The 24,646-nt window shown below is 61.5% G+C and carries 24 protein-coding genes; 11 read left to right on the top strand and 13 right to left on the bottom strand.

The window, feature by feature from the left end; translation table 11 throughout:
* Position 1: 1 nt before the first annotated feature.
* From HX855_RS08070 to folE2, 6 genes are read right to left on the bottom strand one after another with little or no spacing between them, the layout of a single operon-like run.
* Complete coding sequence (locus HX855_RS08070; RefSeq protein WP_010168409.1) at positions 2 to 562, bottom strand: carbonate dehydratase; 561 nt, start codon at positions 560 to 562, stop codon at positions 2 to 4.
* The gene (hisI, locus tag HX855_RS08065) at positions 559 to 984 is read right to left on the bottom strand and encodes a phosphoribosyl-AMP cyclohydrolase (RefSeq protein ID WP_177090109.1); all 426 of its coding nucleotides are present in this window, start codon (positions 982 to 984) and stop codon (positions 559 to 561) included. The genes HX855_RS08070 and hisI overlap by 4 nt, the downstream gene beginning before the upstream one ends.
* Positions 981 to 1,865, bottom strand: a complete 885-nt coding sequence (locus tag HX855_RS08060) for a metal ABC transporter substrate-binding protein (protein WP_177090108.1) — start codon at positions 1,863 to 1,865, stop codon at positions 981 to 983. The genes hisI and HX855_RS08060 overlap by 4 nt, the downstream gene beginning before the upstream one ends.
* Positions 1,866 to 1,876: 11 nt before the next feature.
* A complete protein-coding gene (locus tag HX855_RS08055) occupies positions 1,877 to 2,743 on the bottom strand; it encodes a metal ABC transporter permease (RefSeq protein WP_177090107.1) in 867 nt (288 codons plus the stop codon).
* On the bottom strand, positions 2,743 to 3,411 hold the full coding sequence (locus HX855_RS08050; RefSeq protein ID WP_177090106.1) for a metal ABC transporter ATP-binding protein: 669 nt from the start codon (positions 3,409 to 3,411) through the stop codon (positions 2,743 to 2,745). The genes HX855_RS08055 and HX855_RS08050 overlap by 1 nt, the downstream gene beginning before the upstream one ends.
* Entirely contained in the window at positions 3,408 to 4,304 is an 897-nt protein-coding gene (folE2, locus tag HX855_RS08045) for a GTP cyclohydrolase FolE2 (RefSeq protein WP_177090105.1), read from the bottom strand. Before folE2 ends, HX855_RS08050 begins: the two co-directional genes overlap by 4 nt.
* A gap of 128 nt (positions 4,305 to 4,432) precedes the next feature.
* Here folE2 and HX855_RS08040 point away from each other — a divergent pair, with 128 nt between their 5' ends.
* A complete protein-coding gene (locus tag HX855_RS08040; RefSeq protein WP_177090104.1) occupies positions 4,433 to 5,659 on the top strand; it encodes an N-acetylmuramoyl-L-alanine amidase in 1,227 nt (408 codons plus the stop codon).
* Here HX855_RS08040 and HX855_RS08035 read toward each other — a convergent pair.
* Positions 5,656 to 6,024, bottom strand: a complete 369-nt coding sequence (locus tag HX855_RS08035; RefSeq protein WP_177090103.1) for a glutamine synthetase — start codon at positions 6,022 to 6,024, stop codon at positions 5,656 to 5,658. The two genes, HX855_RS08040 and HX855_RS08035, sit on opposite strands and share 4 nt — an antisense overlap.
* Positions 6,025 to 6,151: 127 nt before the next feature.
* On the opposite strand from HX855_RS08035, the gene dksA reads away from it, so the two are divergent.
* Genes dksA through HX855_RS08015 form a run of 4 tightly spaced genes read left to right on the top strand, consistent with a single transcriptional unit; the run spans position 6,152 to position 9,441 of the window.
* Positions 6,152 to 6,556: an RNA polymerase-binding protein DksA gene (gene dksA / locus HX855_RS08030; RefSeq protein ID WP_063033783.1), complete on the top strand. Its 405-nt coding sequence runs from the start codon at positions 6,152 to 6,154 to the stop codon at positions 6,554 to 6,556.
* A 27-nt stretch (positions 6,557 to 6,583) separates the two neighbouring features.
* On the top strand, positions 6,584 to 7,789 hold the full coding sequence (zigA, locus tag HX855_RS08025; RefSeq protein WP_177090102.1) for a zinc metallochaperone GTPase ZigA: 1,206 nt from the start codon (positions 6,584 to 6,586) through the stop codon (positions 7,787 to 7,789).
* Positions 7,789 to 8,433 carry a DUF1826 domain-containing protein gene (locus HX855_RS08020; protein WP_177090101.1) on the top strand — a complete coding sequence of 215 codons (645 nt, stop codon included), beginning with the start codon at positions 7,789 to 7,791 and terminating at the stop codon, positions 8,431 to 8,433. Before zigA ends, HX855_RS08020 begins: the two co-directional genes overlap by 1 nt.
* 45 nt (positions 8,434 to 8,478) lie before the next feature.
* Entirely contained in the window at positions 8,479 to 9,441 is a 963-nt protein-coding gene (locus HX855_RS08015; RefSeq protein ID WP_177090100.1) for a GTP-binding protein, read from the top strand.
* Here the strand turns inward: HX855_RS08015 and HX855_RS08010 are convergent.
* Positions 9,435 to 9,833 (bottom strand): DUF3301 domain-containing protein, encoded by a 399-nt coding sequence (locus tag HX855_RS08010; protein ID WP_177090099.1) that lies wholly within the window; start codon positions 9,831 to 9,833, stop codon positions 9,435 to 9,437. The genes HX855_RS08015 and HX855_RS08010 overlap by 7 nt on opposite strands.
* Positions 9,834 to 9,950: 117 nt before the next feature.
* On the opposite strand from HX855_RS08010, the gene pdxY reads away from it, so the two are divergent.
* Positions 9,951 to 10,823: a pyridoxal kinase PdxY gene (gene pdxY, locus HX855_RS08005; RefSeq protein WP_063033787.1), complete on the top strand. Its 873-nt coding sequence runs from the start codon at positions 9,951 to 9,953 to the stop codon at positions 10,821 to 10,823.
* A gap of 261 nt (positions 10,824 to 11,084) precedes the next feature.
* Here pdxY and HX855_RS08000 read toward each other — a convergent pair whose 3' ends face one another.
* A complete protein-coding gene (locus tag HX855_RS08000; protein ID WP_003213461.1) occupies positions 11,085 to 11,570 on the bottom strand; it encodes an acyl-CoA thioesterase in 486 nt (161 codons plus the stop codon).
* Between the two features lie 295 nt (positions 11,571 to 11,865).
* On the opposite strand from HX855_RS08000, the gene HX855_RS07995 reads away from it, so the two are divergent.
* Positions 11,866 to 13,623 carry a cation:proton antiporter gene (locus HX855_RS07995; RefSeq protein WP_177090098.1) on the top strand — a complete coding sequence of 586 codons (1,758 nt, stop codon included), beginning with the start codon at positions 11,866 to 11,868 and terminating at the stop codon, positions 13,621 to 13,623.
* 110 nt (positions 13,624 to 13,733) lie between these two features.
* On the opposite strand, the gene HX855_RS07990 is transcribed toward HX855_RS07995, so the two are convergent.
* The 3 genes from HX855_RS07990 to uvrD form a co-directional block, all read right to left on the bottom strand.
* Entirely contained in the window at positions 13,734 to 14,141 is a 408-nt protein-coding gene (locus HX855_RS07990) for an SMI1/KNR4 family protein (protein ID WP_177090097.1), read from the bottom strand.
* Between the two features lie 136 nt (positions 14,142 to 14,277).
* Positions 14,278 to 15,150, bottom strand: a complete 873-nt coding sequence (locus HX855_RS07985) for a Tim44 domain-containing protein (protein WP_177090096.1) — start codon at positions 15,148 to 15,150, stop codon at positions 14,278 to 14,280.
* Positions 15,151 to 15,341: 191 nt separating this feature from the next.
* On the bottom strand, positions 15,342 to 17,525 hold the full coding sequence (gene uvrD / locus HX855_RS07980) for a DNA helicase II (RefSeq protein ID WP_177090095.1): 2,184 nt from the start codon (positions 17,523 to 17,525) through the stop codon (positions 15,342 to 15,344).
* 269 nt (positions 17,526 to 17,794) lie between these two features.
* Between uvrD and HX855_RS07975 the strand changes: the two genes are divergently transcribed.
* The 3 genes from HX855_RS07975 (at position 17,795) to HX855_RS33210 (ending at position 22,121) form a co-directional block, all read left to right on the top strand.
* Positions 17,795 to 20,668, top strand: a complete 2,874-nt coding sequence (locus HX855_RS07975; RefSeq protein ID WP_177090094.1) for a GGDEF domain-containing phosphodiesterase — start codon at positions 17,795 to 17,797, stop codon at positions 20,666 to 20,668.
* Positions 20,669 to 20,830: 162 nt separating this feature from the next.
* Positions 20,831 to 21,697: a transcriptional regulator HexR gene (gene hexR, locus HX855_RS07970; RefSeq protein ID WP_010168370.1), complete on the top strand. Its 867-nt coding sequence runs from the start codon at positions 20,831 to 20,833 to the stop codon at positions 21,695 to 21,697.
* 226 nt (positions 21,698 to 21,923) lie between these two features.
* The gene (locus HX855_RS33210) at positions 21,924 to 22,121 is read left to right on the top strand and encodes a PA3496 family putative envelope integrity protein (RefSeq protein WP_076013218.1); all 198 of its coding nucleotides are present in this window, start codon (positions 21,924 to 21,926) and stop codon (positions 22,119 to 22,121) included.
* On the opposite strand, the gene HX855_RS07965 is transcribed toward HX855_RS33210, so the two are convergent.
* Positions 22,051 to 23,025, bottom strand: coding sequence for a LysR family transcriptional regulator (locus tag HX855_RS07965; protein WP_177090093.1), 975 nt, complete (start codon positions 23,023 to 23,025; stop codon positions 22,051 to 22,053). The genes HX855_RS33210 and HX855_RS07965 overlap by 71 nt on opposite strands.
* A gap of 196 nt (positions 23,026 to 23,221) precedes the next feature.
* On the opposite strand from HX855_RS07965, the gene HX855_RS07960 reads away from it, so the two are divergent.
* A complete protein-coding gene (locus HX855_RS07960; RefSeq protein WP_003213442.1) occupies positions 23,222 to 24,637 on the top strand; it encodes an acetyl-CoA carboxylase biotin carboxylase subunit in 1,416 nt (471 codons plus the stop codon).
* The last annotated feature ends 9 nt before the right edge of the window (positions 24,638 to 24,646 follow it).

The following is a 24,646-nucleotide window of genomic DNA, read 5'->3' as shown; positions in this document are numbered from 1 at the left end:
GTCAGAACTCGTTTTGCAGGGCTTTGTAACCCAGCACCAGGTCGACGTTGGTGCGCGCCACGTCTTCGGAAAACTCCGAAGCGCTGACGCTCACCGGCGGGAACTGGGACAGGTCGGTGTTGGGGCCGATGCGGGTGGTGGAGGGCACGTAGAACGCGGCGGGCAGATCGCGGCCGTCGACCACCGAGTTGTGCCGCACCACGCAGCCGTCGCCGACCACGCAGTTGAACAGCACGCTGTTGAAGCCGATAAACACCCGGTTACCGACGGTGCACGGGCCGTGGACGATTGAACGGTGAGCGATGGAGGTGAACTCGCCGATGGTCACGGCGGCGCCGGATTTGGAGTGGATGACCACGCCGTCCTGGATATTTGAATTGGCGCCGATGGTGATCGGGTCCATGTCGCCATTGGCGTTAACTTCGTCGGCACGGATCACCGCGTAAGGGCCGACAAATACGTTCTCGCCGATGATGACCTTGCCGCAGATGATCGCGGTTTTGTCGACATAGGCCGATTCGGCAATCACGGGCAGATCGCCGGAAGGGTTCTTGCGGATCATGGGTCAGGTTCCTTGAGGGGCGCGGTAATGATGTGTACGTGGCTGCCTTCAATGGCGTTGTAGAAGCAGGTGGGCCGGCCCGTGTGGCAGGCCGGGCCTTGCTGGTCGACGATCAGCAGCACGGCGTCGCCGTCGCAGTCCAGGCGCGCCTCCACCAGCTGTTGCCAGTGGCCGGAGGTTTCGCCCTTGCGCCACAGTTGCTGGCGGGAGCGGGACCAGTAGCAGACCTGGCCGGTGGCCAGGGTTTCGTCGAGGGCCCGGCGGTTCATCCAGGCCAGCATCAACACCTCGCCACTGCCGTGTTGCTGGGCGATGGCGGCAATCAGGCCATCGCTGTTCCACGGCAGGGCGTCGAGCACGCGGTCGAGCGGAAAGCGGCTGCCGATGGCCGCCGCTTCCAGGTCGAGCATGCTCAGGGTCATGGCTTGCTCAGGGCCGCGCACAGGGTGTTGAGGTTGTATTCGAACAGGCCGGTAAAGGTGCTGGCCGGGCCTTCGGCTGCCAGGGCATCGGAATACAGGGTGCCGCCGATTTGCGCGCCACTTTCGTCAGCGATCTGCTGGAGCAGGCGCGAGTCCTTGATGTTTTCCATGAACACGGCCTTGACCTTGTCCTTGCGGATCTGGGTGATCAGCGTGGCGACTTCGGCGGCAGACGGCTCACGTTCGGTGGACAGGCCTTGAGGCGACAGGAACTCGATACCGTAGGCCTGGCCCAGGTAACCGAAGGCGTCATGGGAGGTCACGATGCGGCGGTTGCCCGGCGGCAGTGCGCCGAACTTGGCTTTGGCTTCAGCCAGCAGGCGGTAGATTTTTTTCAGGTACACCTGGCTGTTGTGCTCGTAGTCCGCCTTGTTGGCCGGGTCGGCGGCGATCAGCGCCTTGGTGATGTTGTTCACGTAGATAACGGTGTTGGCCAGGTTGTGCCAGGCGTGCGGGTCGGGGATGGTTTCGCCATCTTCTTCCATGGTGTGGGACAACACGCCTTTACTGGCGGTGACCACAGTTGCCTTGGTCTCGGTGCTGGTGATCAGGCGGTCCAGCCACGGCTCGAAGCCCAGGCCGTTCTTGATGATGACCTTGGCCTTGAGCAGGGCCTTGGCGTCGTCTGGCGTCGGTTCGTAGGTGTGAGCGTCGGCGTCGGGGCCGACCATGTTGCTGATGTGGATATGATCGCCACCGACCTGGTGGGTCATGTCGTCAAGAATACTGAAGCTGGTAACCACCTGAAGCTTGTCGGCAGCCTGGGCCGTCGCGAACGACAGCGGCAGCAACACACTGAACAGCACGAGTAGAGCGCGCATCGGGAAACACCTCATTGGGATGTAAGCAAAGGCGGGCGGCGCAGCAAGCCGTGCACCGGACCGAAGACCACAGACAGCAGGTACCCGCCGCCAGCCACCAGCACAATCGCCGGGCCGCTGGGCAGCGAGTAGTAGAACGACAGCAACAAACCCAGCCACACCGACAGGCATCCCAGCACCGCGGATATGGCGATCAACACCGGCAGGCGCCGGCTCCAGAAACGTGAAGCAATGGCCGGCAACATCATCAGGCCGACCACCATCAAGGCGCCGATGGCCTGGAAGCCGATCACCAGGTTCAGCACCACCAGCGTCAGGAACAGGCCGTGGGCCAACGGGCCGAGACGGCTGACGGTTTGCAGGAACAGCGGGTCGAGGGTGTCCAGCAGCAGCGGTTTGTAGATCACGGCCATGGCGATCAGGCTGAAGCCCGAGACCCAGAGCATGCCGGTGAGGGTCGGGCCGTCGACTGCCAGGGCCGAGCCAAACAGCAGGTGCAGCAGGTCCAGGCGCTTGCCGGCGAGGCCGAGGATCAGCACGCCGCTGGCCAGGGAGATTGGGTAGATGGCGGCCAGGCTCGCGTCTTCCTTCAGCCCGGTGCGGCGGGTGATCCAGGCGGCGAGGCCGGCCATGCTCAGGCCAGCGCCCAGGCCACCGATGGTCAGCGCGGGCAAACTCAGGCCGGCGAACCAGAAGCCCAGGGCGGCGCCAGGCAGGATGCCGTGGGACACGGCGTCACCGATCAGGCTCATGCGGCGCAGGATCAGGAACACCCCCAGCGGCGCTGTGCTGCATGCCAATACCAGGCCGCCGAGAAGCGCGCGGCGCATAAACACGAAGTCGAGAAACGGCATCCACAGGTGGGCGGCGAAGTGCATCAAGCCACCTGCATCTGCGGCTGCGGGCGGATCAGTTCTTTGCTTGAACCGAACACGCAGCCGCTGCTTTTGATCTGCACCACTTGCTGGGTGTGGTGGCGTACGGAGCCGAGGTCATGGCACACCACGACCACCGTGCGACCTGCGTCGTGCCAGGCGTGGATGTGTTTCCAGCACAGCGCCTGGCCGTCTTCGTCGAGGGCGGCGTGGGGTTCGTCCAGCAGCAATATTGGCGACTCGGCCAGGCTCATGCGGGCGAGCAGGGCGCGTTGCAGCTCGCCGCCCGACAAGGCCATCAACGGCCGATGTTCCAGGCCACTGAGGCACCAGTCTTCAAGTACCGCGTGCAGGCGCTCGGTGCGCTGTTGCGGCGTGTGTTTACTGCCCCAGAAGCCGGCGGCCACCAACTCTTCGAGGTTGATGGGGAACTGGCGGTCGAGGTTCTGTTGCTGGGGCAGGAACGACAGGCCGCCACGGCGGGGAATATCGAGGGTCACCTTCCCGGCCAGCGGCTTCTGTAAGCCGGCGATGACTTTCAGCAGGCTGCTTTTGCCCGTGCCGTTGGCGCCGATGATGCCGGTGAGGCTGCCTTTTTCCAGGGTGAAATTGATGGCGGGTGTCAGGGGTTGGCCGGGGGCGCCCCAGCGCAAAGCGGTGCAGGTGATCATTCGGCAGGTCTCGTCCAGCGGCTTTCGGCTACGGCATCGTGCGCGTGCAGGCTTTCGGCGTGGATCACTTTCAAGTGGAAGGCAATGACCGCATCCGAGCGTTTCAAGGCGAGGTTAAGGCGGCGGGCGGCGTCTTCGCAGAACATCAGGTTCTGCCCATTGGCCAGGGCGAAGGCTTGTTCGTCTGCACGCTTTACAGCGGTTTGTACGGCGGTGCCGAGGGCGGCTTCGGTCTCGTCGATCAGTTGCGTCAGCGGTAGCGTTGGCTGATCGCCTTGAAGGCGGACCAGCAACAGTGCGCTGCTGCGTTGGCTGTGGGGGGTGGCGACGATGCCGTTTGCACTGCCCAGCCAGGTCAATACGTCTTCGTGTTGCAGCGACGTGTTGCCGAAGTCTTCGAGAAATTGTTGCTGAATCAATTGCCTGGCGAGGGCAGCCGAGCAAGGGCAAGTTGAAGAGTAAGTAACGTCAATTTTTAGTTCCACGTGGAACATCTGGTTTTCCAGGCGGGCTTCGATGCTCACCGGGTAACTTTTCCAACCCGACAATGGGCTGACCAGCGCGGGGCGTTTCAGCAGCAGGTCTGCATGAATTCGCAAGTAGGCATTTGTGGATAAACCTTCATGACTCTCGAGAAAACGTTGCAATACACTGCGCAGCAGTGCTGGCGTAAGCGGCTGCTGTTCAAGCATCTCCAACGCCAGGTAAAGCCGCGACATATGAATGCCCCGTGCCTCGCCGTCGTCCAGGCTGACGCCGGCATCCGCCGTGGCGCTAAGGCGCTGGCCGTCGATTTGAATGGGCAGGGCAATGCCGCACATGCCCACCCAATCGAGCGGCAAGGCTTGGCGTGAAGCCTGCGCGGCGATATCGGGCAGAGTCAGCGCGTTCATGAGCAGGTCCATCGTTGGAAATAAAAAGACATGTTATATTATTACTATTGAGTCGACGAAAGTTTTTCTGCTCTGTCTTTTATTCAGTCATGTCGAGTACGGAAGCTCCTTTATTTGCGGTGTAAGTCATGCACAGACGTCAACTCCTCAACCTGCTGCTGGCCAGTGCGGTGTTTACCTTGCCCTTGGGCGTGTCTGCCGCGCAGATCCGCAATGCACGGCTGTGGCGTTCGGATAACAAGCTGCGGCTGGTGCTGGACCTCAGCGGCCCGGTGCAATACAAGACCTTCACCCTGACGTCGCCGGAGCGGTTGATCATTGACCTGAGCGGCGCGAAGCTGACCGGGGATTTCAGCCAACTGGCCCTGACCAACAGCGGCATCACCTCGATTCGTTCGGGGCACTTTGGCCAGGGTGATACGCGGATCGTCCTGGATTTGAAGGCGCCGATGCAGCTCAACAGCTTTCTATTGCCGCCGCAGGATGGCCAAGGTCATCGCCTGGTACTGGACCTGACCAGCGCCACTCGCGCGCCTCAACAAATGGCTGCAGCGCCGGCGGCGTTGGCTGCGCCCTTGGCGGCGGCACCGGTCGATCGGGCCCATCCGAAACGCGACATCATCGTGGTGGTCGACCCTGGTCATGGCGGCAAGGACCCGGGCGCCATCGGCTCCAAGGGCCAGCGCGAAAAAGACGTGGTGCTGTCCATCGCTCAATTACTGGCCAAGCGTTTGAAGCGTGAAAAGGGCTTCGATGTGAAGCTGGTGCGCAACGATGACTTCTTCGTGCCGCTGCGTAAGCGCGTGGACATTGCCCGTCAGCACAAGGCCGACATGTTTATCTCGGTGCATGCCGATGCAGCGCCACGGCTGACGGCGTCCGGCGCTTCTGTCTATGCGTTGTCTGAAGGCGGCGCGACGTCCGCCACTGCGCGGTTCATGGCGCAGCGGGAAAACGGCGCCGACCTGTTGGGCGCCACCACCTTGCTCAACCTCAAGGACAAGGACCCGATGCTGGCCGGGGTGATTCTCGACATGTCGATGAACGCCACCATCGCCTCCAGCCTGCAACTGGGCAGTTCGGTGCTGGGCAGCCTGCAAAGCATCACCACCCTGCATCAAAAACGCGTGGAACAGGCCGGGTTTGCGGTGCTCAAGTCGCCGGACGTGCCGTCGATCCTGGTGGAAACCGGGTTTATCTCCAACACCCAGGACGCGCAGCGCCTGGTCACCGCGCGCCATCAACAGGCGGTGGCAGATGGTCTATTTGAAGGGTTGAAAAGCTACTTCCAGAAGAACCCGCCAATGAACAGCTACATGGCCTGGGTTCAGGAGCAGAAAACCGGCCAGGTCTAACAGCCGGTTATCCGGCTACAGGTGAACTTGGCGCTGGCGCCACCCGAACTGGAAAACCGGTTGAGGGTGGTCCAGCCCACTCGCCGCGTGTAGCCGACCCACGCCTCACCATCGGATGCCAAGCCGGTAAAGAACGTCAGCTGCCCGTAGCGGCTGCTGGTCTGTGCCCAATAGCGCTTGCCGATCACCTCGAGCCCCCGCAAATACGTGGTGTTGCCTGCCGTCGCGACACTGTAGGCATTGCCCTGCGCGTCGACGCACGCCAACAGGTTGGCGCTGCGGGTGCAGTTGGCCAGCAGGCTGGGCACTTGCGCGTTGGCCTGGCTCGCCACTATCAGCAACACACCGCACAACAGGTATTTCATAGAAGCTCTCGGGGCGTTATTCGGCGGCCAGCATTGCGCCCTTCGTCGTTGTGAGCAAGGGGGATTGGCTTATTTGTATTGTTATACTATAACATTAAAAAACAGCCTGACCCGTGAACCACCTCCGATGACCGAACAAGACCTCCTCGCCCAACCGTCCGCCGACTACATGAATGAAGCCCAGCAAGGGTTCTTCCGCGAGCTGTTGCTGGCCCAGCGCAATGAGCTGCAAGCGCGCATCGATGCCGAATTCATGGTGCTGCGCGAACAGGAACCCAACAGTGATCCCGCTGATGTGGGCAGCGCCGAAGAACAGCGCCAATGGCAACTGCGCCTGCTGGAGCGGGAAAAGAAGCTGTTGGACAAGATCGACGAAGCTCTGGAGCACCTGGCCCGCGGCGAATACGGCTGGTGCCGTGAAACCGGCGAGCCCATTGGCCTCAAGCGCCTGTTGCTGCGCCCCACGGCCACCCTGTGTATCGAAGCCAAAGAACGTGAAGAGCTGCGCGAACGCCACCAACGGGCGATTTGACCGGCCAACCCTGATGAGGAACACCTGATGCCCAATCGTCTCCCCGTTACTGTGCTGTCCGGATTCCTCGGCGCCGGTAAAAGCACGCTGCTCAACTACGTCCTGCGCAACCGCGAAAACCTGCGGGTGGCGGTGATCGTCAACGACATGAGCGAAATCAACATCGATGGCAGTGAGGTCCAGCGCGACGTCACCCTCAATCGCTCCGAAGAAAAACTAGTGGAGATGAGCAACGGCTGTATCTGCTGCACCTTGCGCGAAGACTTGCTGGAAGAAGTCGCAAAGCTCGCCAAGGAAGGTCGGTTTGATTACCTGTTGATCGAGTCCACCGGCATTTCCGAACCGCTGCCGGTGGCCGAAACCTTCACCTTCCGTGACGAAGATGGCCAGAGCCTGGCGGACATTGCCCGGCTCGACACCATGGTCACCGTGGTCGACGGCATGAACTTCCTGCTCGACTACCAGGCGGCCGAAAGCCTGGCGTCCCGGGGCGAAACCCTGGGGGAAGAAGACGAGCGCTCGATCACCGATCTGCTGATCGAACAGATCGAATTCGCCGACGTGATCCTCATCAGCAAGATCGACCTGATCAGCAGCAGCGAGCGCCAGGAGTTGATGGCGATCCTGGAACGCCTGAATGCCCAGGCAGAAATCATCCCGATGATCATGGGCGAAGTGCCGCTGGCGAAGATCCTCAACACCGGCCGTTTCGACTTCGAACGCGCTTCCCAGGCGCCCGGTTGGTTGCAGGAATTGCGTGGCGAGCATGTGCCGGAAACCGAGGAATATGGCATTGCCTCCACTGCTTATCGCGCCCGTCGTCCGTTCCATCCCCAGCGGTTTTTCGACTTTATCGACCGGCCTTGGGTGAATGGAAAACTGCTGCGCTCCAAGGGTTTTTTCTGGCTGGCCAGTAAACACCAGGACGCCGGTAGCTGGTCGCAAGCCGGTGGCTTGATGCGCCATGGTTTTGCCGGGCGCTGGTGGCGTTTCGTGCCAAAAACCCAGTGGCCGCAGGACGAGGAAAGCGTCGCTGCGATCATGAACAACTGGCAAGTGAGCACCGGCGATTGCCGCCAGGAATTGGTGTTTATCGGGCAGAACATCGACTTCGCACAGATGACCGCCGAGCTGGACGCCTGCTTGCTGAACGACGATGAAATGGCCACGGGCGTCGAAGGCTGGCGCCTGTTGGCGGATCCCTTTGGCCCTTGGTTCGAAGAGGCTGCCTGATGCTCGCACCGACCCTGAAACTGCGCCCGGTGATTCGCCAGATCCAGGGCGAAACCCCGGCCGTGCTCACCGATATCCTTGAGGACGGCGTGAACCTTGCGGTGTGGCAGCGTCAATTGCCGCTGCACATCGCCGAGTTCGGCGCGTTACTGGTGGCGCTCAATGAGCCATTGGCCGAGTCGCTGGTGGTTGAACTGAACAGCGAAGACGCCGAGCCAAACCTGCAGGACTTCGCAGCAGGTTGCCGCGACCTTGAGGGTTACGAAGGCTTTATCGCCGACGTGTCCTGGCTGGTCAGCGCCTTTGCCTGCTTGCTGGGTGCCAAGCGCATCGGCGTGCGGCTGCGGCTGCTGGACAAGGCCATGTGCCCGCGTTTTCACGTGGACCATGTGCCGGTGCGGCTGATCACCACCTACGCCGGCATCGGCAGCCAGTGGTTGCGCGAAGGCGTGATGGAGCGACGGCACCTGAGCCAGGCGAGTGCGGAGCCGGAAGAGCGGATTGAGCAAATCCACCGTGGCGAGGTGGCCTTGCTCAAGGGCGAAAAATGGCACGGCAACGAAGGCTTTGGCCTGATCCACCGCTCGCCGCCGCTGCAGGCGGACCAACGACGGTTGATTCTGACGCTGGATTGGTTGGCGTAACCGGGTAGGATCGAACCTCTCTACACGGTCTGAATGATGTCCACCATGCTGCAGAACATTCCCACCCACGTGATTGCCGGGCCCCTGGGTGCCGGCAAGACCAGCCTGATCAAGCACCTGCTGGCCCAGCGCCCGGCCAACGAGCGTTGGGCGGTGTTGATCAATGAGTTCGGGCAGATTGGCCTGGATGCCGCGTTGCTGACCCGTGATGACGACGGTATTGCCCTTGGTGAAGTGGCGGGTGGCTGCCTGTGTTGCGTGAATGGGGCGCCGTTCCAGGTGGGACTGGGACGTTTACTGCGTAAAGCCAAACCCGACCGGCTGTTTATCGAGCCGTCCGGGCTGGGGCATCCGGCTCAATTGCTCAAGCAGTTGGGGGAGGCGCCCTGGCAGCAGGTGCTGGCGGTTCAGCCCTGTGTGCTGGTGCTGGACGCCCAGGCCTTGGCGGCGGGCAAGCCTTTACCTGCGGCCCAGCGTGAAGCGTTGGCCAGCGCGGGGCTGCTGGTATTGAACAAAAATGAAACGTTGAGTGACGCTCAGCGCCTGGTGATTCAAGGGCAACTGCCCGACCGGCCGATTTACTGGACGCAGCAGGCGCAGTTGCCCTTGGCGCAGCTACCGGGTTTGAGCGCTCAAGCCGCATCGGCTGTGGATAACTTCGAAGTGCCCAAAGGCGTGGCGAATATGCCGGCCATCTGGACGGATCCGACATCGCCGATCTGCCTGAGCCAAGGCCAGGAGGATGGCTGGAGCATCGGTTGGCGCTGGCATCCTGGGCAGCATTTCGACCGTCAGCGCCTGCAACAATGGCTGGCGTCGTTGGACTGGCGGCGGGCGAAACTGGTTATCCACAGCCTGGATGGCTGGGTATCGGCCAACGCTGTGGATAACGCTGGGCTGGCCTGGCAGCCCAGCGAATGGCGCCGGGACTCGCGTATCGAATTGATCTTCAGTGAAGCGCAAGATGTTGCGCAATTGCAGGATGCGTTAGCCGCTTGTCGTCAGTGACGGGTTTTGCTGCTGCCGTGCTCCTGGCGCCACTGGCTTAGCTCGATGATCTCGGCGCTGGGCAGCGGCGTCTTGATCTCAAACGGGTAGGGCGCCAGCTCGATTTGCGCGCTGTGGGCGCCGAATTGGGTGATGGTGCCCGGGTGGCGCGTTTCGCCGGTCACGGTGAATTCGAAATTGTAGATCCGCGCCAGGCGCCGCCGACCGTTGGCGTCCTTCACAAACCCGATGCGCTTCAACGCCACGGCGCCATCGAGCAGCTCGATGTCGAGCTTGGCGCAATGCTGCTTGACCCGCTCCAGCGCCCGCTCGCGCAGGCCGTGGTTGTGCCACAGCCAGGCGGCACCGGTCGCCAGCAGCATCAGCACGAAGATATTTCCGAGGGTCAGCATTCGATGAACTCCAACAAAGTAGGGCCAGCTTAACTGCGTCTTCGGTCTGTCGTACAGGCCGCGTTTAGTCGCATACTGCGCAGCCAGAATTTCAACGGCTTTACGGAAATCCCCTGCATGAAACGTACGCCCCATCTGCTTGCGATCCAGTCTCATGTGGTCTTTGGCCACGCCGGCAACAGCGCTGCCGTGTTCCCCATGCAACGGGTCGGGGTGAACGTGTGGCCGCTCAACACGGTGCAGTTCTCCAACCACACTCAGTATGGTCAGTGGGCGGGAGAAGTGCTGGCGCCGCAGCAAATTCCTGCACTGGTGGAAGGCATCGCGGCGATTGGCGAGCTGGGCAACTGTGATGCGGTGCTGTCGGGCTACCTGGGCAGCGCGGCCCAGGGCCGGGCGATCCTGACCGGCGTGGCGCGGATCAAGGCAATCAACCCCAAGGCCCTGTACTTGTGCGACCCGGTGATGGGCCATCCGGAAAAAGGCTGCATCGTGCCCCAGGAGGTCAGCGACTTCCTGCTGGACGAGGCCGCCGCCATGGCCGACTTCCTGTGCCCCAACCAACTTGAGCTGGACAGCTTTGCCGGGCGCAAGCCGCAGTCGCTGTTCGATTGCCTGGGCATGGCCCGTGCGTTACTGGCCCGTGGGCCGAAAGCGGTGTTGGTCAAACACCTGGATTACCCCGGCAAGCTGCCGGACGGCTTCGAGATGTTGCTGGTGACGGCCGAAGGCAGCTGGCACCTGCGCCGGCCACTGCTGGCGTTCCCGCGCCAGCCGGTGGGCGTGGGCGACCTGACGTCGGGCCTGTTCCTGGCGCGGGTGCTGTTGGGCGACAGCCTGGTGGCGGCCTTTGAGTTCACCGCGGCAGCAGTGCACGAAGTGCTGCTGGAAACCCAGGCGTGCGCCAGTTATGAGTTGGAGTTGGTGCGTGCCCAGGACCGGATTGCCCATCCGCGAGTTCGCTTTGAGGCGACGCCAATCGGGCTGTAGGCAAACGCCTGATTGAGCGAGGCAAAGGGCGTCACGATGGAGGGGGTCAATCACCACATGGAGCGCATGGCCCAGTTGGACCAGCGCTTTGATGTGCGCGCGCATGTTGACCAGTGCGCACGCTACTAAGAACACCGTAGGACTCATGTGGGAGCGGGCTTGCTCGCGAAAGCGCAGTGTCAGTCACTGAATGTGTGTCTGATACACCGCCTTCGCGAGCAAGCCCGCTCCCACATTTTGATTGGGTTTCCAGCTCGGGACCTATGGGCCGTCAGCCTTGATTTCCTGATAGCGCTTCTCCAGCTCCTGGCGAATCTGCCGGCGCTGTTGAGCCTGCACAAACCGGCGCTTGTCTTCGCTGTTCTGCGGTTGCAGCGGCGGCACGGCGGCCGGTTTGCGCTGGTCATCCACCGCGACCATGGTGAAGAAGCAGCTGTTGGTATGGCGCACCGAGCGCTCGCGGATGTTCTCGGTAACTACCTTGATCCCCACTTCCATCGAGGTGTTGCCGGTGTAGTTGACCGAAGCCAAAAAGGTCACCAGCTCGCCGACGTGGATCGGCTCGCGAAAAATCACCTGGTCCACCGACAACGTCACCACGTAGCGGCCGGCATAACGGCTGGCGCAGGCGTAGGCCACTTCGTCGAGGTACTTGAGCAGCGTGCCGCCGTGCACGTTGCCTGAGAAGTTGGCCATGTCAGGGGTCATCAATACTGTCATCGACAGCTGGGCGTTTCCGGGTTCCATAGCACACTCACGGGTTGTAGGCATTGGGTGGGGAGGCACCTCTGCGGGTGCTGGAATCTTTGCAGAGCCATTCATTACGGGACGCTGGGGCTTGGCTTGCCGTCACGCCAGGGGCGATCTGTTTCCATATATTGCACCGGCTTTCTGTCGCAAGTCGCGGTGTTACCCTTCAAAAGCCCGTCTCAAGGGCAATTCTTACGATCAAGGCAGACTTTTCTTTCCGTTCATTACGTCCTTTCGGGGCGAATGCGTGGAAATGGGAAAAGCGCCAGTACCCCTCAAGGAGCCCCTCGCCATGCACGCCATCAGTTTTATCCAGGACCTGGCCGTGATCATGCTGGTGGCCGGGGTGGTGACGATCCTGTTTCATCGGCTCAAGCAGCCGGTGGTGTTGGGGTATATCGTCGCCGGCTTCATCATCGGCCCGCACACCCCGCCGTTTGGCCTGATCCACGACGAAGACACCATCAAGACGCTGGCGGAGCTTGGGGTGATCTTCCTGATGTTCTGCCTGGGCCTGGAGTTCAGCCTGCGCAAGCTGTTCAAGGTCGGCGCCACCGCATTTATCGCAGCGTTCCTCGAAATCATCCTGATGATCTGGATCGGCTATGAAATTGGCCGCTGGTTCGACTGGAACACCATGGACTCACTGTTCCTTGGCGCGATCCTGGCGATTTCCTCGACCACCATCATCGTCAAGGCGCTCAACGACCTGAAGATGAAAAACCAGCGTTTTGCCCAGCTGATTTTCGGGGTGCTGATCGTCGAAGACATCCTCGGTATCGGCATCATCGCCTTGCTGTCGAGCATCGCCGTCAGCGGCACGGTGAGCTCCGGCGAGGTGTTCTCCACGGTCGGCAAGCTCTCGTTGTTCATGATTGTCGCGCTGGTGATCGGGATTCTGCTGGTGCCACGCCTGCTGGAGTATGTGGCCAAATTCGAAAGCAACGAGATGCTGCTGATCACCGTGCTGGGCCTGTGTTTCGGCTTCTGCCTGCTGGTGGTCAAGCTGGAATACAGCATGGTGCTGGGGGCGTTCCTGATTGGGGCGATCATGGCTGAGTCTCGGCAGTTGCTGAAAATTGAGCGCCTGATTGAGCCAGTTCGCGACATGTTCAGTGCGATCTTTTTTGTTGCGATTGGTTTGATGATCGACCCGCAAATCCTTCTGCAATACGCCTGGCCGATTGCGGTGATCACCGTGGCCGTGGTGCTGGGCAAGATGTTGTCCTGTGGCCTGGGGGCGTTTATCGCGGGTAACGATGGCCGCACGTCGCTGCGGGTGGGGATGGGCCTGTCACAGATTGGCGAGTTTTCATTCATCATCGCAGCGCTGGGGATGACGTTGCAGGTCACCAGCGACTTCCTGTATCCGGTGGCGGTGGCTGTTTCAGCGATCACCACGTTGCTCACACCGTATCTGATTCGTGGCGCAGACCCGCTGTCGCTGAAGATCGCCGCGGTGATGCCCAAGCGCATGAGCCGGGTATTCGGGATGTATGGCGAGTGGCTGCGCAGCATTCAGCCCCAGGGCGAGGGCGCGATGCTGGCGTCGATGATCCGCAAGATCATTTTGCAGGTGGGCGTGAACCTGGCGCTGGTGGTGGCGATTTTCTTTGCCGGCAGTTTTTTCGCGGCACGCATTGGTAGCTACCTGGAAGGCTGGGTCAGCGATCCGAGCTGGCAGAAGGCGTTGATCTGGGGCGGGGCGTTGCTGCTGTCGCTGCCGTTTTTGATTGCGGCGTATCGCAAGCTCAAGGCGCTGTCGATGTTGCTGGCAGAGATGAGCGTGAAGCCGGAAATGGCCGGGCGCCACACGCAGCGGGTACGACGGGTGATCGCCGAGGTGATCCCGATTCTGTCGCTGCTGGTGATTTTCCTGCTATTGGCAGCCTTGTCGGCCAGTATCCTGCCGACCAACAAGTTGCTGGTGCTGATCGCCGTCGTGACGGCAGCGGTGGCCGCCGTGCTCTGGCGCTGGTTCATCCGCGTGCATACGCGCATGCAGGTCGCCTTGCTGGAGACGCTGGATAACCACAAGGATACTTTGTAGGAGCGAGCTTGCTCGCGAAAAACCTGAGAGCGCCGCGTTCTCTCATGAGAACAGCGTTATCGTTGACGTTTTTCGCGAGTAAGCTCGCTCCTACAAGGTGGGGCGGGGTCTCAGCTTTCCAGCCAGACGTCCCGCGCCCAGTGCCACACCGATTCCCAGGTTTCTTCGGTGACGAGTTCTTCTTCACCGGACCACAGCACCACAGTGCCGTCTTCTTCGACGCAGTAGTAGTCGTCGCCGTCCTGGCAGATCGGGATCAATTCGCGCGGTACGCCTATATCCCAAGCGGTTGAGGCCACGTCCGGCAGGTAGGTGTGTGAACCAGGATCGGTCACGGTCACCGGCTCGAGGCTGCCGTAAACCACATCGCTGACAGTCAGCAGAAACTCTTTGAAGACGAATGGAATATTGATGAAGAGTTCCTCTTCAATCTCCACCAATTGGTCTTCGTCAGGCAGCTCCAGAGGAACCGGTACCGGTTCGTTGGCTTCACGCAATTGTTCGATAACTTCTTCCACGGCCGGGATCCTCTTGCTAGATGGCGCGGTTTATAGGGGCGTTTTATACAGTAGCTCGCTATAAGTGCAACCGTGAAATAGAAAACCCCGGACAAGTCCGGGGTTTTTGTTACAGCGCACTCAAAGCGGGCAGGGATCAGCCGTTCTGGCGGATACCGGCGACCAGCCAAGGCTGGTTGTCGCCCTGTGGGCGTTCCATGTTCCAGCTTTCGCTGAACACTTCGCCCTGGTCGAAACGCGAGGTTTTCGACACGCCGCTGAAGGTCAGGGTGGCGATGGTCTTGTCGGCGCGGTCGTCCACGCCTTCAAGCTGCACTTTCAGGTCTTCGATGTAGGTCGACTGGAAGCCGTCGCCCAGGTCAGCACGTTCGCGCTTGAGGAACTCCAGCAATTGCGGAGTCACGAACTCGGCGATCTTGTCCATTTCGTTGGCGTCCCAGTGTTGCTGCAGGGACTGGAAGTGGCTGCGGGCCGCTTCGACGAAACGCTCTTCGTTGAACCAGGCTGGCGCATTGATCACCGGACGAGCGGCGGCAGGCGCGGCCGAACCACCAAACATCGAGTTCAGGGCTGGCTTTTGCTCGAACACTTCACGCTGCATCGGCGCGCCGGCTGGAGCCATGTGCTCCTGTTGCTTGCGGCGACGGGCGGCGATAAAGCGGAAGATCAGGAAGGCGATGACCGCCATGATCAGGATGTCGAAGAACTGCATGCCCTGGAAGCCGCCGCCCATGAACATGGAAGCGAGCAGGCCACCGGCCGCGATACCGGCCAGAGGGCCCAACCAGCGCGAAGCACCGCCCGCCTTGGCAGCAGCGCCTGCGGCACCGGCAGCACCGGCGGTCGCAGCTGCGCCGCCCATGCCGCCGCCGGATGGGGCCATTTGGCTGGTCTGGTGGCTCGGCGCCGAACCCATGGATTTGCCGCCACCGAAGCGCTTGGCGTTGGCGTCGAGGCTCATCGTCAGGCCGATGCACAACGCCATGGCGATGCTAAGAAAACGTTTCATAAAGGGAATTCCCATTTGTGGATTGCACGCGCGCCATGTTGCACAGGTGTGATGTCAGTGGCTAGCGGCATAGTGTTTCGGGCTTTTGCGTAGGGCCAATACCGAATCGTCTGTAGGACTTGTTACAGATATTGGCCCCACCCCTGCCAAATACAAGGGGTGGCCAACATCCTTCATGTTCTACAGTTGTTTCAGATTGCTTCGAGCTTGGCGTAGCCCATCATCAGCCACTTGCTGCCTTCGGCGAAGTTCACCTGCACCCGGGCCTGGGCACCGGCGCCTTCGAAGTTGAGGATCACGCCCTCGCCGAAGATCGCATGCTTGACCTGCTGGCCAAGGCTGAACGGTGTCTCGGGGATTTCCGAGCCGGCAAACATGCTGCTGGAGTTCTGCTGCTGGCCGCCACCGAACGGTCGGCTGACGCTGTTGGAGAGGCGCACTTCCTGGATCAGCCCTTTCGGCACCTCACGTACGAAGCGCGACACCTTGTTGTAGGTCTCGCTGCCGTACAGGCGTCGGGTTTCGGCGTAGGTCATCACCAGGTTCTGCATGGCCCGGGTGATGCCCACATAGGCCAGGCGGCGTTCCTCTTCCAGGCGGCCGGGTTCTTCCAGGCTCATCTTGTGGGGGAACAGGCCTTCTTCCATGCCCACCAGGAACACGTACGGGAATTCCAGGCCCTTGGCACTGTGCAAGGTCATCAGTTGGATGCTGTCTTCATGCTCGTCAGCCTGGGTGTCGCCGGCTTCCAGCGAAGCGTGGCCGAGGAAGGCCGCCAGTGGCGTCAGGTCTTCGTCTTCTTCGTTGTTTTCGAACGCGCGCGCGGCGCTGACCAGTTCCTCAAGGTTTTCTACCCGGGCCTGGCCTTTCTCGCCTTTTTCCGCTTCGTGGTAAGCAATCAGCCCGGACTGCTCGATCACGGTCTGAGTCATCAGGTGCAGGGGCATTTCCATGCACTTGGCGGCCAGGTTCTCGATCAGCTCGACAAACACGCCCAGAGCACCGGCCGCGCGGCCGGTCAGGCCCTTGTTGGCGATCAGCAGGCGCATGGCTTCCCACATCGACACATCACTGTGACGTGCGTGGTCGCGAATGGCCTCGACGGTCTTCTCGCCGATGCCGCGGGCCGGGATGTTGATCACCCGTTCCAGCGCGGCATCGTTACCGCGACCTTCCAGCAAGCGCAGGTAGGCCATGGCGTTCTTGATTTCGGCACGTTCGAAGAAGCGCTGGCCGCCATAGATACGGTACGGGATGCGTTCGCGCAGCAAGGCTTCTTCCAGCACCCGCGATTGGGCGTTGGAGCGGTAAAGAATCGCGATGTCGCTGCGGGCCAGGCCGGTTTTCAGGGCGCTTTCGATGGTTTCCACCACGTAGCGCGCTTCATCGTGCTCGTTGAAGGCGGCGTACAGGTTGATCGCTTCGCCTTCGCCGCCGTCGGTCCACAGCTCTTTGCCCAAGCGCCCGGTGTTGTTGGCGATCAAGGCGTTGGCGGCCTTGAGGATGCCGGCCGTGGAGCGGTAGTTCTGCTCCAGGCGGATGGTTTCGGCGTCCGGGAAGTCGTCGCTGTACTGGTAGATGTTCTCGATTTTCGCGCCACGCCAGCCGTAGATCGACTGGTCGTCGTCGCCCACCACCATCAGGCTGTCACCGCCCTTGGCCAGCAGGCGCAACCAGGCGTACTGCACGGCGTTGGTGTCCTGGAACTCGTCCACCAGGATGTGGCGGAAGCGCTTCTGGTAGTGCGCCAGCAAGCCCGGGTTGTCGCGCCACAGGTCGAGGGCGCGCAGCAGCAGTTCGGAGAAGTCGATGACGCCGGCGCGCTGGCAGGCCGCTTCATAGGCTTCATAAATGCTGCGCATGGTGGCCAGGAACAGGTCACCGCTGGCCTGGATATGTTGCGGCCGCAGGCCCTCGTCTTTCTGGCCATTGATAAACCACTGGGCCTGACGGACCGGCCAGCGTTGTTCATCCAGGCCCAGCTCGCGGATCACCCGTTTGACCAGGCGTTGCTGGTCGTCGCTGTCAAGAATCTGGAAGGTCTGGGCGAGGCCCGCTTCCTGCCAATGGGCCCGCAGCAGGCGGTGTGCTAGGCCGTGGAAGGTGCCCACCCACATGCCGGCGGGGCTGATGCCCATCAACTGCTCGATGCGATGACGCATCTCGGCAGCGGCCTTGTTGGTGAAGGTCACCGACAGGATGGAGTGAGGTGAGGCGTTCTCGACCTGGATCAACCAGGCGATACGGTGCACCAGCACTCGGGTTTTACCGGAGCCAGCACCGGCCAGGACCAACTGACGGCCAACGGGGGCTGCTACGGCCTGGCGTTGGGCATCGTTGAGGGAGTTCAGCAGAAGGGAGAGATCATCGCGCATCGGCGCATTCTAGGGTGCCCGGGGGAGTCGGGCAAATCCCAATGCCCGATGGTCGGTGGAAAACTTCGCCGGTCTGTTTTTGATAAGTGCCTGGTGATGACCGGTCGGTCACCGGCCACAGCCCGCGCCCTGTCTCACTCAAGCCGTCTGGCACCAAGGTTTGCGGCGAATTATTGCGATATTTTAATGACGTGGAGCAGTTTGGCCCGGACGTTTGCTTGTGTATGCTCCGTGCACGTTTCGGGCTCACCATTATAAGAACACTGCCTATGACCCTTAGCATTGACCTGGCCGGACCCTCCGTGGCACCGGCGCAGGTTATCCGCAAACACTACGCCATGGAGATGGCGGTCGAGCGCACGCGCCTGCTTTACCAGGGCTCCCTGCTGCCTACCTTATTAATGCTGGTGAACGGACTGGTCTGCGCCTGGTTGCTCTGGAGCCCGCAGCGCTATGTGGTGGACAGCATTTGGCTGGTGTGGCTGTTGGCGCTGGTGGCCCTGCGGGTGATTCAGGTGGCGGCGTTTGATTCGGCGATGCCGAGCCGCCAGGCGCAGCCGGTCTGGCGTCGCATGTTCATGCTGGGTTCGGCGGTCAGTGGCCTGACATTGGCCAGCGCCGCCATCGCCCTGGTGCCGGTGGACAGTTTTGCGCAGCAGGCCTGGGTGTTCGGCCTGCTGGGGGCGGCAACCTTGTCCGCCAGCGTTGCCTATGCGGTCAGCCTGCCGGCGTTCCTGTCATTTGCCGTGCCCTGCCTGGTGCCGGCCATTCTCTATTTGTTCTGGAGCGGCGACCCGCAGCAGCAGGGTTGGGGCTTTTTGGGCCTGATCCTGCTGGCATCCCTGAGCCTGGTGGCGTGGCAGGTCAATCGCCTGATTCAGCGCGGGTTGCTGCGACGCTTCCAGAACCAGGCGTTGATCGAGCATTTGCAGCAAGCGCAGCAGCGCAGCGAGCAACTGAACCAGGAGCTGGTACGTGAAGTGGAGCAGCGGCGCCAGGTCGAACAAGAGCTGCGCGAGGCACAGATCGGCCTGCAGCATCGCGTTGAGCAGCGCAGCCAGGAGCTCGATGCCGCCAGCCTGGCCCTGAGCAAAAGCGAAGCGCGCCTGGCCATGGCGTTGCAGGCCAGCGAACTGGGCCTGTGGGACTGGAACCTGCAAACCGACGAAGTCCACCACACCCAGCTCAAGGAGCTGTTCGGCCTGGAGCCGGAATACGTCACCGCGATGCTCAGCCACCTCAAGCCACGGCTGCACCCGGACGATTTGCCCCTGCTCAAGCGTGCGCTGGTGGAGCACCTTAAGGGCCGCAGCGAGGATTACCTGGTGGAATACCGGGTGCGCCATGGCGACGGCCATTGGGTATGGATCCAGGACCGTGGCCGTGCCGTGGAGCGATCGCCCGGCGGGCGCGTCACGCGGATGCTCGGCACTCGCCGCGATATCAGCGCCGGCAAGGTCCTGGAGGAACAGCAGCGCCTGGCGTCGACGGTGTTTGAGGCCGCCAGCGAAGGCATTGTGATTCTGGACCCGGACTACGTGCTGATCGCCGTCAACCAGGCGTTCAGCCGCGTCACCGGCTTCGAGATTGACGACATGATCGGCCGCAACGTCGTCGAGCTGCCCAGCAGCCGCGATGCACGCCGCCACTTCCCCGTCATCCGCCAGGCTTTGCTCAGCCACGGCACCTGGCAAGGTGAGCTGGTGGAAACCCGCAAGAACGGCGAACTCTACCCGCAATGGCTGCAACTGAATGTGGTGCGCGATATTCGGGGAAACGTCAGTCATATCGTGGGCTTCTTCGCCGATCTGTCGGCGCGGCGCGAATCCGAGGAGCGCATGCGCTACCTCACGCACTACGACGAGTTGACCGGGCTGGCCAACCGCTCGCTGTTCCGCGAGCGCCTGCGCGAAGCCCATCAGCGCGTACGCCAGGGCGGCCGCAGCCTGGCCTTGCTGCATATCAACCTGGACCGTTTCAAGTTGCTCAATGACAGCCTCGGCCATGAAGTCGCCGACCAGCTGTTGCAGAAAATGGCCCGCCGCTTGATCAACGCCTTGCCCGAAGCCGACACCATTGCGCGCCTTTCCGGCGATGAATTCGCCGTGTTGTTCGACGCCTACGGCAACCTGTCGAGCCTGGCGCGGGTGGCCACGCGGCTGCTGGCCAAGTTGCGGGTGCCGGTGACGGTGGAGGGGCACGAGTTGGTGGTCAGCGCCTCCATGGGCGTCAGCCTGTTGCCCGACAATGCGCGGGAAATATCCGCGCTGGTCAGCCAGTCGAACATGGCCATGCAGCACGCCAAGCATTTGGGTGGCAACAACTTCCAGTTCTACACCGACAGCCTGCAAGCCAGCACCCTGGAGCGTTTGCAGCTGGAGAACCAGCTGCGCAAGGCGATTGATGAGCGTCAGCTCACGGTGTTCTACCAACCCAAGCTGTGCCTGGCCAGCGGCAAGCTGAATGCGGCCGAGGCGTTGATTCGCTGGGAGCATCCGCAGTGGGGCATGGTGCCGCCCGGGGACTTTATCGGGCTGGCCGAAGAAACCGGCTTGATCGTGCCGCTGGGCGAGTTTGTGTTGCGCCAGGCCTGCTGGCAGGCCTGTGAGTGGCAGCGTCAGGGGCTGGAGCCGATTCGTGTGTCGGTCAACCTGTCGGTGCACCAGTTGCGCCAGGGCAAGCTGGTCAGCCTGGTGCGCCAGGTGCTGGAAGAAACCGGGCTGGATCCGCAATACCTGGAGCTGGAACTGACCGAAAGCCAGCTGCTCGACAGCGTGGAGCACATCATCTCGACGTTCCAGCAACTGCGCGACCTGGGGGTGAAGCTGGCGATTGATGACTTTGGTACCGGTTATTCGTCCCTCAGCTACCTCAAGCGGATTCCCGTGGACTACGTGAAGATCGACCAGACCTTCATCCGGGGCCTTGGCCAGGGTCGCGAGGACGCGTCGATCACCCGCGCAATCATCGCCATGGCCCACGGGCTGTCGCTCAAGGTGGTGGCCGAGGGCGTGGAAGATCAGCAGCAGCTGGATTTCCTGCGGGCCGAGCAATGTGACGAGGTGCAGGGCTATTTGATCAGCCGGCCGATGGAAGCGGACGGTCTGGCGGATTTGTTACGAAAAAATGCCAATTTTCTGTAGTTGAGCCCAAGCCGCACGCGGGGCTACATCGAGCCTGCCCGCTGAATCAGCGGGCAGCAGCGTGATTAAGTAATGCATCGAGCGGGCAAATCGGTAATTCTTGTAGTATAACTACAAGCTTGCTACATCCCTGGCGTCTGCCAATAACAAGAGTCCAGCCCTTTGAACCTGTTGCAACATATCGCCCAGTCGCGCCACCTGTTACGCAAATCGGAACTCAAGGTTGCCGATCACGTGCTGCTTGACCCTGCGGCTGTGATGCACAGTTCCATGGCCGACCTGGCCCACAGCGTGGGCATCAGCGAGCCGACCATCGTGCGCTTCTGCCGCGCCATCGGTTGCTCCGGGTTCCAGGACTTGAAGCTCAAGCTGGCTCAGAGCCTGGCTGCCGGTGCGAGCTTTGGCCAGTTTGCGATTCATGAAGACGATTCCGTCGCCGACTACAGCCTGAAAATCTTCGACACCACCCTGCACACCCTGATGGAAGTGCGGGAAAAGCTCGACCCGGTGGAACTGCAAAAAGCCGTGACTGCCATGTCCCAGGCCCAGCGAGTGGAGTTCTACGGCTTCGGCGCGTCCGGCGCAGTGGCGGCGGATGCCCAGCACAAGTTCTTCCGTTTGCTGCTCACCGCGGCGGCCTACAGCGACCCGCACATGCAGGCGATGTCGGCGGTGACGTTAAAGCCTACCGACGTGGCGATCTGTATTTCCCAGTCCGGCCGCTCCAAGGACCTGCTGATCACCGCCAACCTGGTGCGTGAAAGCGGCGCCACCCTGATTACCCTGTGCCCGAGCCAGACGCCCTTGGCGGAGCTGTCGACCGTCAACCTGGCGATCGACGTGCACGAAGACACCGAAATCTACACGCCGCTGACCTCGCGTATCGCCCACCTGGTGGTGATCGACGTGCTGGCCATGGGCGTGGCCATGGCGCGCGGGCCGAGCCTGGTCAACCATCTCAAGAGCGTGAAGCGCAGCTTGCGCAGCCTGCGGTTGTCACCCAAGTCCGTCAAAGCCCTCGACGACTGACTCAAGGGCATACTCGGTCAAAATGTGGGAGCTGGCTTGCCTGCGATAGCGATCTGTCAGTTGCCATCTTCATTGGCTGATGCACCGTTATCGCAGGCAAGCCAGCTCCCACAGTTGATCGTGTTTGAGCCTCAGAAAGATTCATCGTCCTGTCATCCCCGCGCCGCCAAACCGTCATCGCCCACGCCCATCCTGAACTCCCCGTACTCGCATTGGGAGACTCGAAATGGCTCGGCAATACGAAGAAAGCAACAGCACCGTCAAGACCCGCCGCCAACAGGAAGACCAGCGCCGCATGGCCTTCCGTCGCGCAATTGAAGACCGCTGCGACCAGCGTCAATTGCAACAGAGCATCAGTGATTACCCGGAACTCCACTGGCAGGCACCCGCGGCTGCCCAGCGAAGCGCTCAGCCAGCGCGCTGATCTGTAGCCGCTCGCTGCGGATAAAGCCCAGGAACGCATGGGCCACCGGTGACAGGCGCTTGGCCTTGGCCTGCACCAGGCACCAGCTGCGGTACAGCGGCAGTTCTTCCACCGGCAGCTCCTTGAGCCCGCCGGTGGCCAGTTCCAGGTTGACCGCGTGGCGCGTCAGCAGCGCCACGCCCAACCCGGCGCACACGCACTCTCGCTGTGCCTCCGCCGAGGCCACTTCCACCGTCTGGGTGAAGTGCACGCGCTTCTCCTTGAAGTACTCCTCGCACGCCATCCGCGTCCCGGACCCCGGTTCGCGCAACAGCAGCGTGTAAGGCTCCAGGTCCTGCAGGCGCAGCGGCCCCTGGTGGTTCAGCGGATGATCGTGAGGCGCCACGGCGACGATCGGGTTGTTCAAAAACGGCAGGAATTCCAGGCCCATGTCCTGGGGCACCATGGACATGATCACCAGGTCGTCGCGGTTGTCCGACAGCCGGCGAATCACCTGGGCGCGGTTGACCACCGTCAAGTGCAAGTTGACCTCTGGGTGCTGGCGCTTGAACGCCGCAAACAGGTGCGGCACGAAGTACTTGGCGCTGGATTCCACCGCCAGCTTCAACTGGCCTTGCAGCGAGCCTTGCATGTCGGAGAGCTGCATATCGAGGTTTTCCAGGCGCCCGAAAATGTCCCGGCTCGCCCGTTGCAAGGCTTCAGCCGCTTCAGTCATATAGAGCTTTTTGCCGACGTAATCGAACAGCGGCTGGCCGAGCAGCTCTTCCAGCTGCTTGATTTGTAGGCTGACGGCCGGTTGCGTGAGAGACATTTCCTCGGCTGCACGGCTGTAGGAACGCAAATCACAGACTTCATTGAAAATTTGCAATTGACGCAATGTCATACGCATCAATGACTTACGCATTATTCAAGTACTCCCGCCGATCGCTGATGCGAGGACTATAAGTCTTTGCTTATACACAACCCAATTATTATTGATTTTTGTTAATCCCTGCAGGGGCATAGTGTGTGTCTCGCGACTGGCTTGAAACATTTGGTCACGCGCCGACCCGGATCCAGCGGGTCGAAGTAGGTAGCAATCGGCTCAAGGGAATTTCCAAGTGATAAAAAAGATCCTGATCGCCAACCGTGGTGAGATTGCCGTACGTATCGTGCGTGCCTGCGCCGAGATGGGCATTCGTTCGGTCGCGGTCTATTCCGATGCCGATCGCCATGCCTTGCATGTAAAGCGCGCAGATGAAGCCCACAGCATCGGTGCCGAGCCCCTGGCCGGTTACCTGAACCCGCGCAAGCTGGTGAACCTGGCGGTGGAAACCGGTTGCGACGCGCTGCACCCCGGCTACGGCTTCCTCTCGGAAAACGCCGAGCTGGCAGACATCTGCGCCGAACGCGGGATCAAATTCATCGGCCCGTCGGCAGAAGTGATTCGCCGCATGGGCGACAAGACCGAAGCCCGCCGCAGCATGATCAAGGCCGGCGTGCCGGTGACCCCGGGCACCGAAGGCAACGTGGCTGATATCGCCGAAGCCCTGACCGAAGGCGACCGTATCGGTTACCCGGTGATGCTCAAGGCCACCTCCGGCGGTGGCGGTCGTGGCATTCGTCGCTGCAACAGCCGTGAAGAACTCGAACAAGCCTTCCCCCGTGTGATTTCCGAGGCCACCAAGGCCTTCGGTTCGGCGGAAGTGTTCCTGGAAAAATGCATCGTCAATCCCAAGCACATCGAGGCGCAGATCCTCGGTGACAGCTTCGGCAATGTGGTGCATCTGTTTGAGCGCGATTGCTCGATCCAGCGTCGTAACCAGAAGCTGATCGAAATCGCCCCCAGCCCCCAACTGACCCCGGAACAGCGCGCCTACATCGGCGACCTGTCGGTGCGCGCGGCCAAGGCGGTGGGCTACGAGAACGCCGGCACCGTGGAGTTCCTGCTCGCCGAAGGCGAGGTGTACTTCATGGAGATGAACACCCGGGTGCAGGTGGAACACACCATCACCGAAGAAATCACCGGCATCGACATTGTGCGTGAGCAGATCCGCATCGCGTCGGGCCTGCCGCTGTCGGTCAAGCAGGAAGACATTCAGCACCGGGGTTTCGCGTTGCAGTTCCGCATCAACGCCGAAGACCCGAAGAACAACTTCCTCCCAAGCTTCGGCAAGATCACCCGTTACTACGCACCCGGCGGTCCCGGCGTGCGGACCGACACGGCGATCTACACCGGCTACACCATCCCGCCGTTCTACGACTCGATGTGCCTGAAGCTGGTGGTGTGGGCGTTGACCTGGGAAGAAGCCATGGACCGCGGCCTGCGGGCCCTGGACGACATGCGCCTGCAAGGCGTGAAGACCACCGCCGCCTATTACCAGGAAATCCTGCGCAACCCGGAATTCCGCAGCGGCCAGTTCAACACCAGTTTCGTGGAAAGCCACCCTGAGCTGACCAACTACTCGATCAAGCGCAAACCCGAAGAGCTGGCCCTGGCCATCGCCGCCGCCATCGCCGCCCACGCAGGCCTGTGAGGAATATAA

Source organism: Pseudomonas sp. IPO3778 (genome assembly GCF_013386825.1).
Classification (GTDB): domain Bacteria; phylum Pseudomonadota; class Gammaproteobacteria; order Pseudomonadales; family Pseudomonadaceae; genus Aquipseudomonas.
The sequence above is the reverse complement of the archived record's forward strand: the minus strand, read 5'-3'. Positions and strand labels throughout refer to the sequence as shown.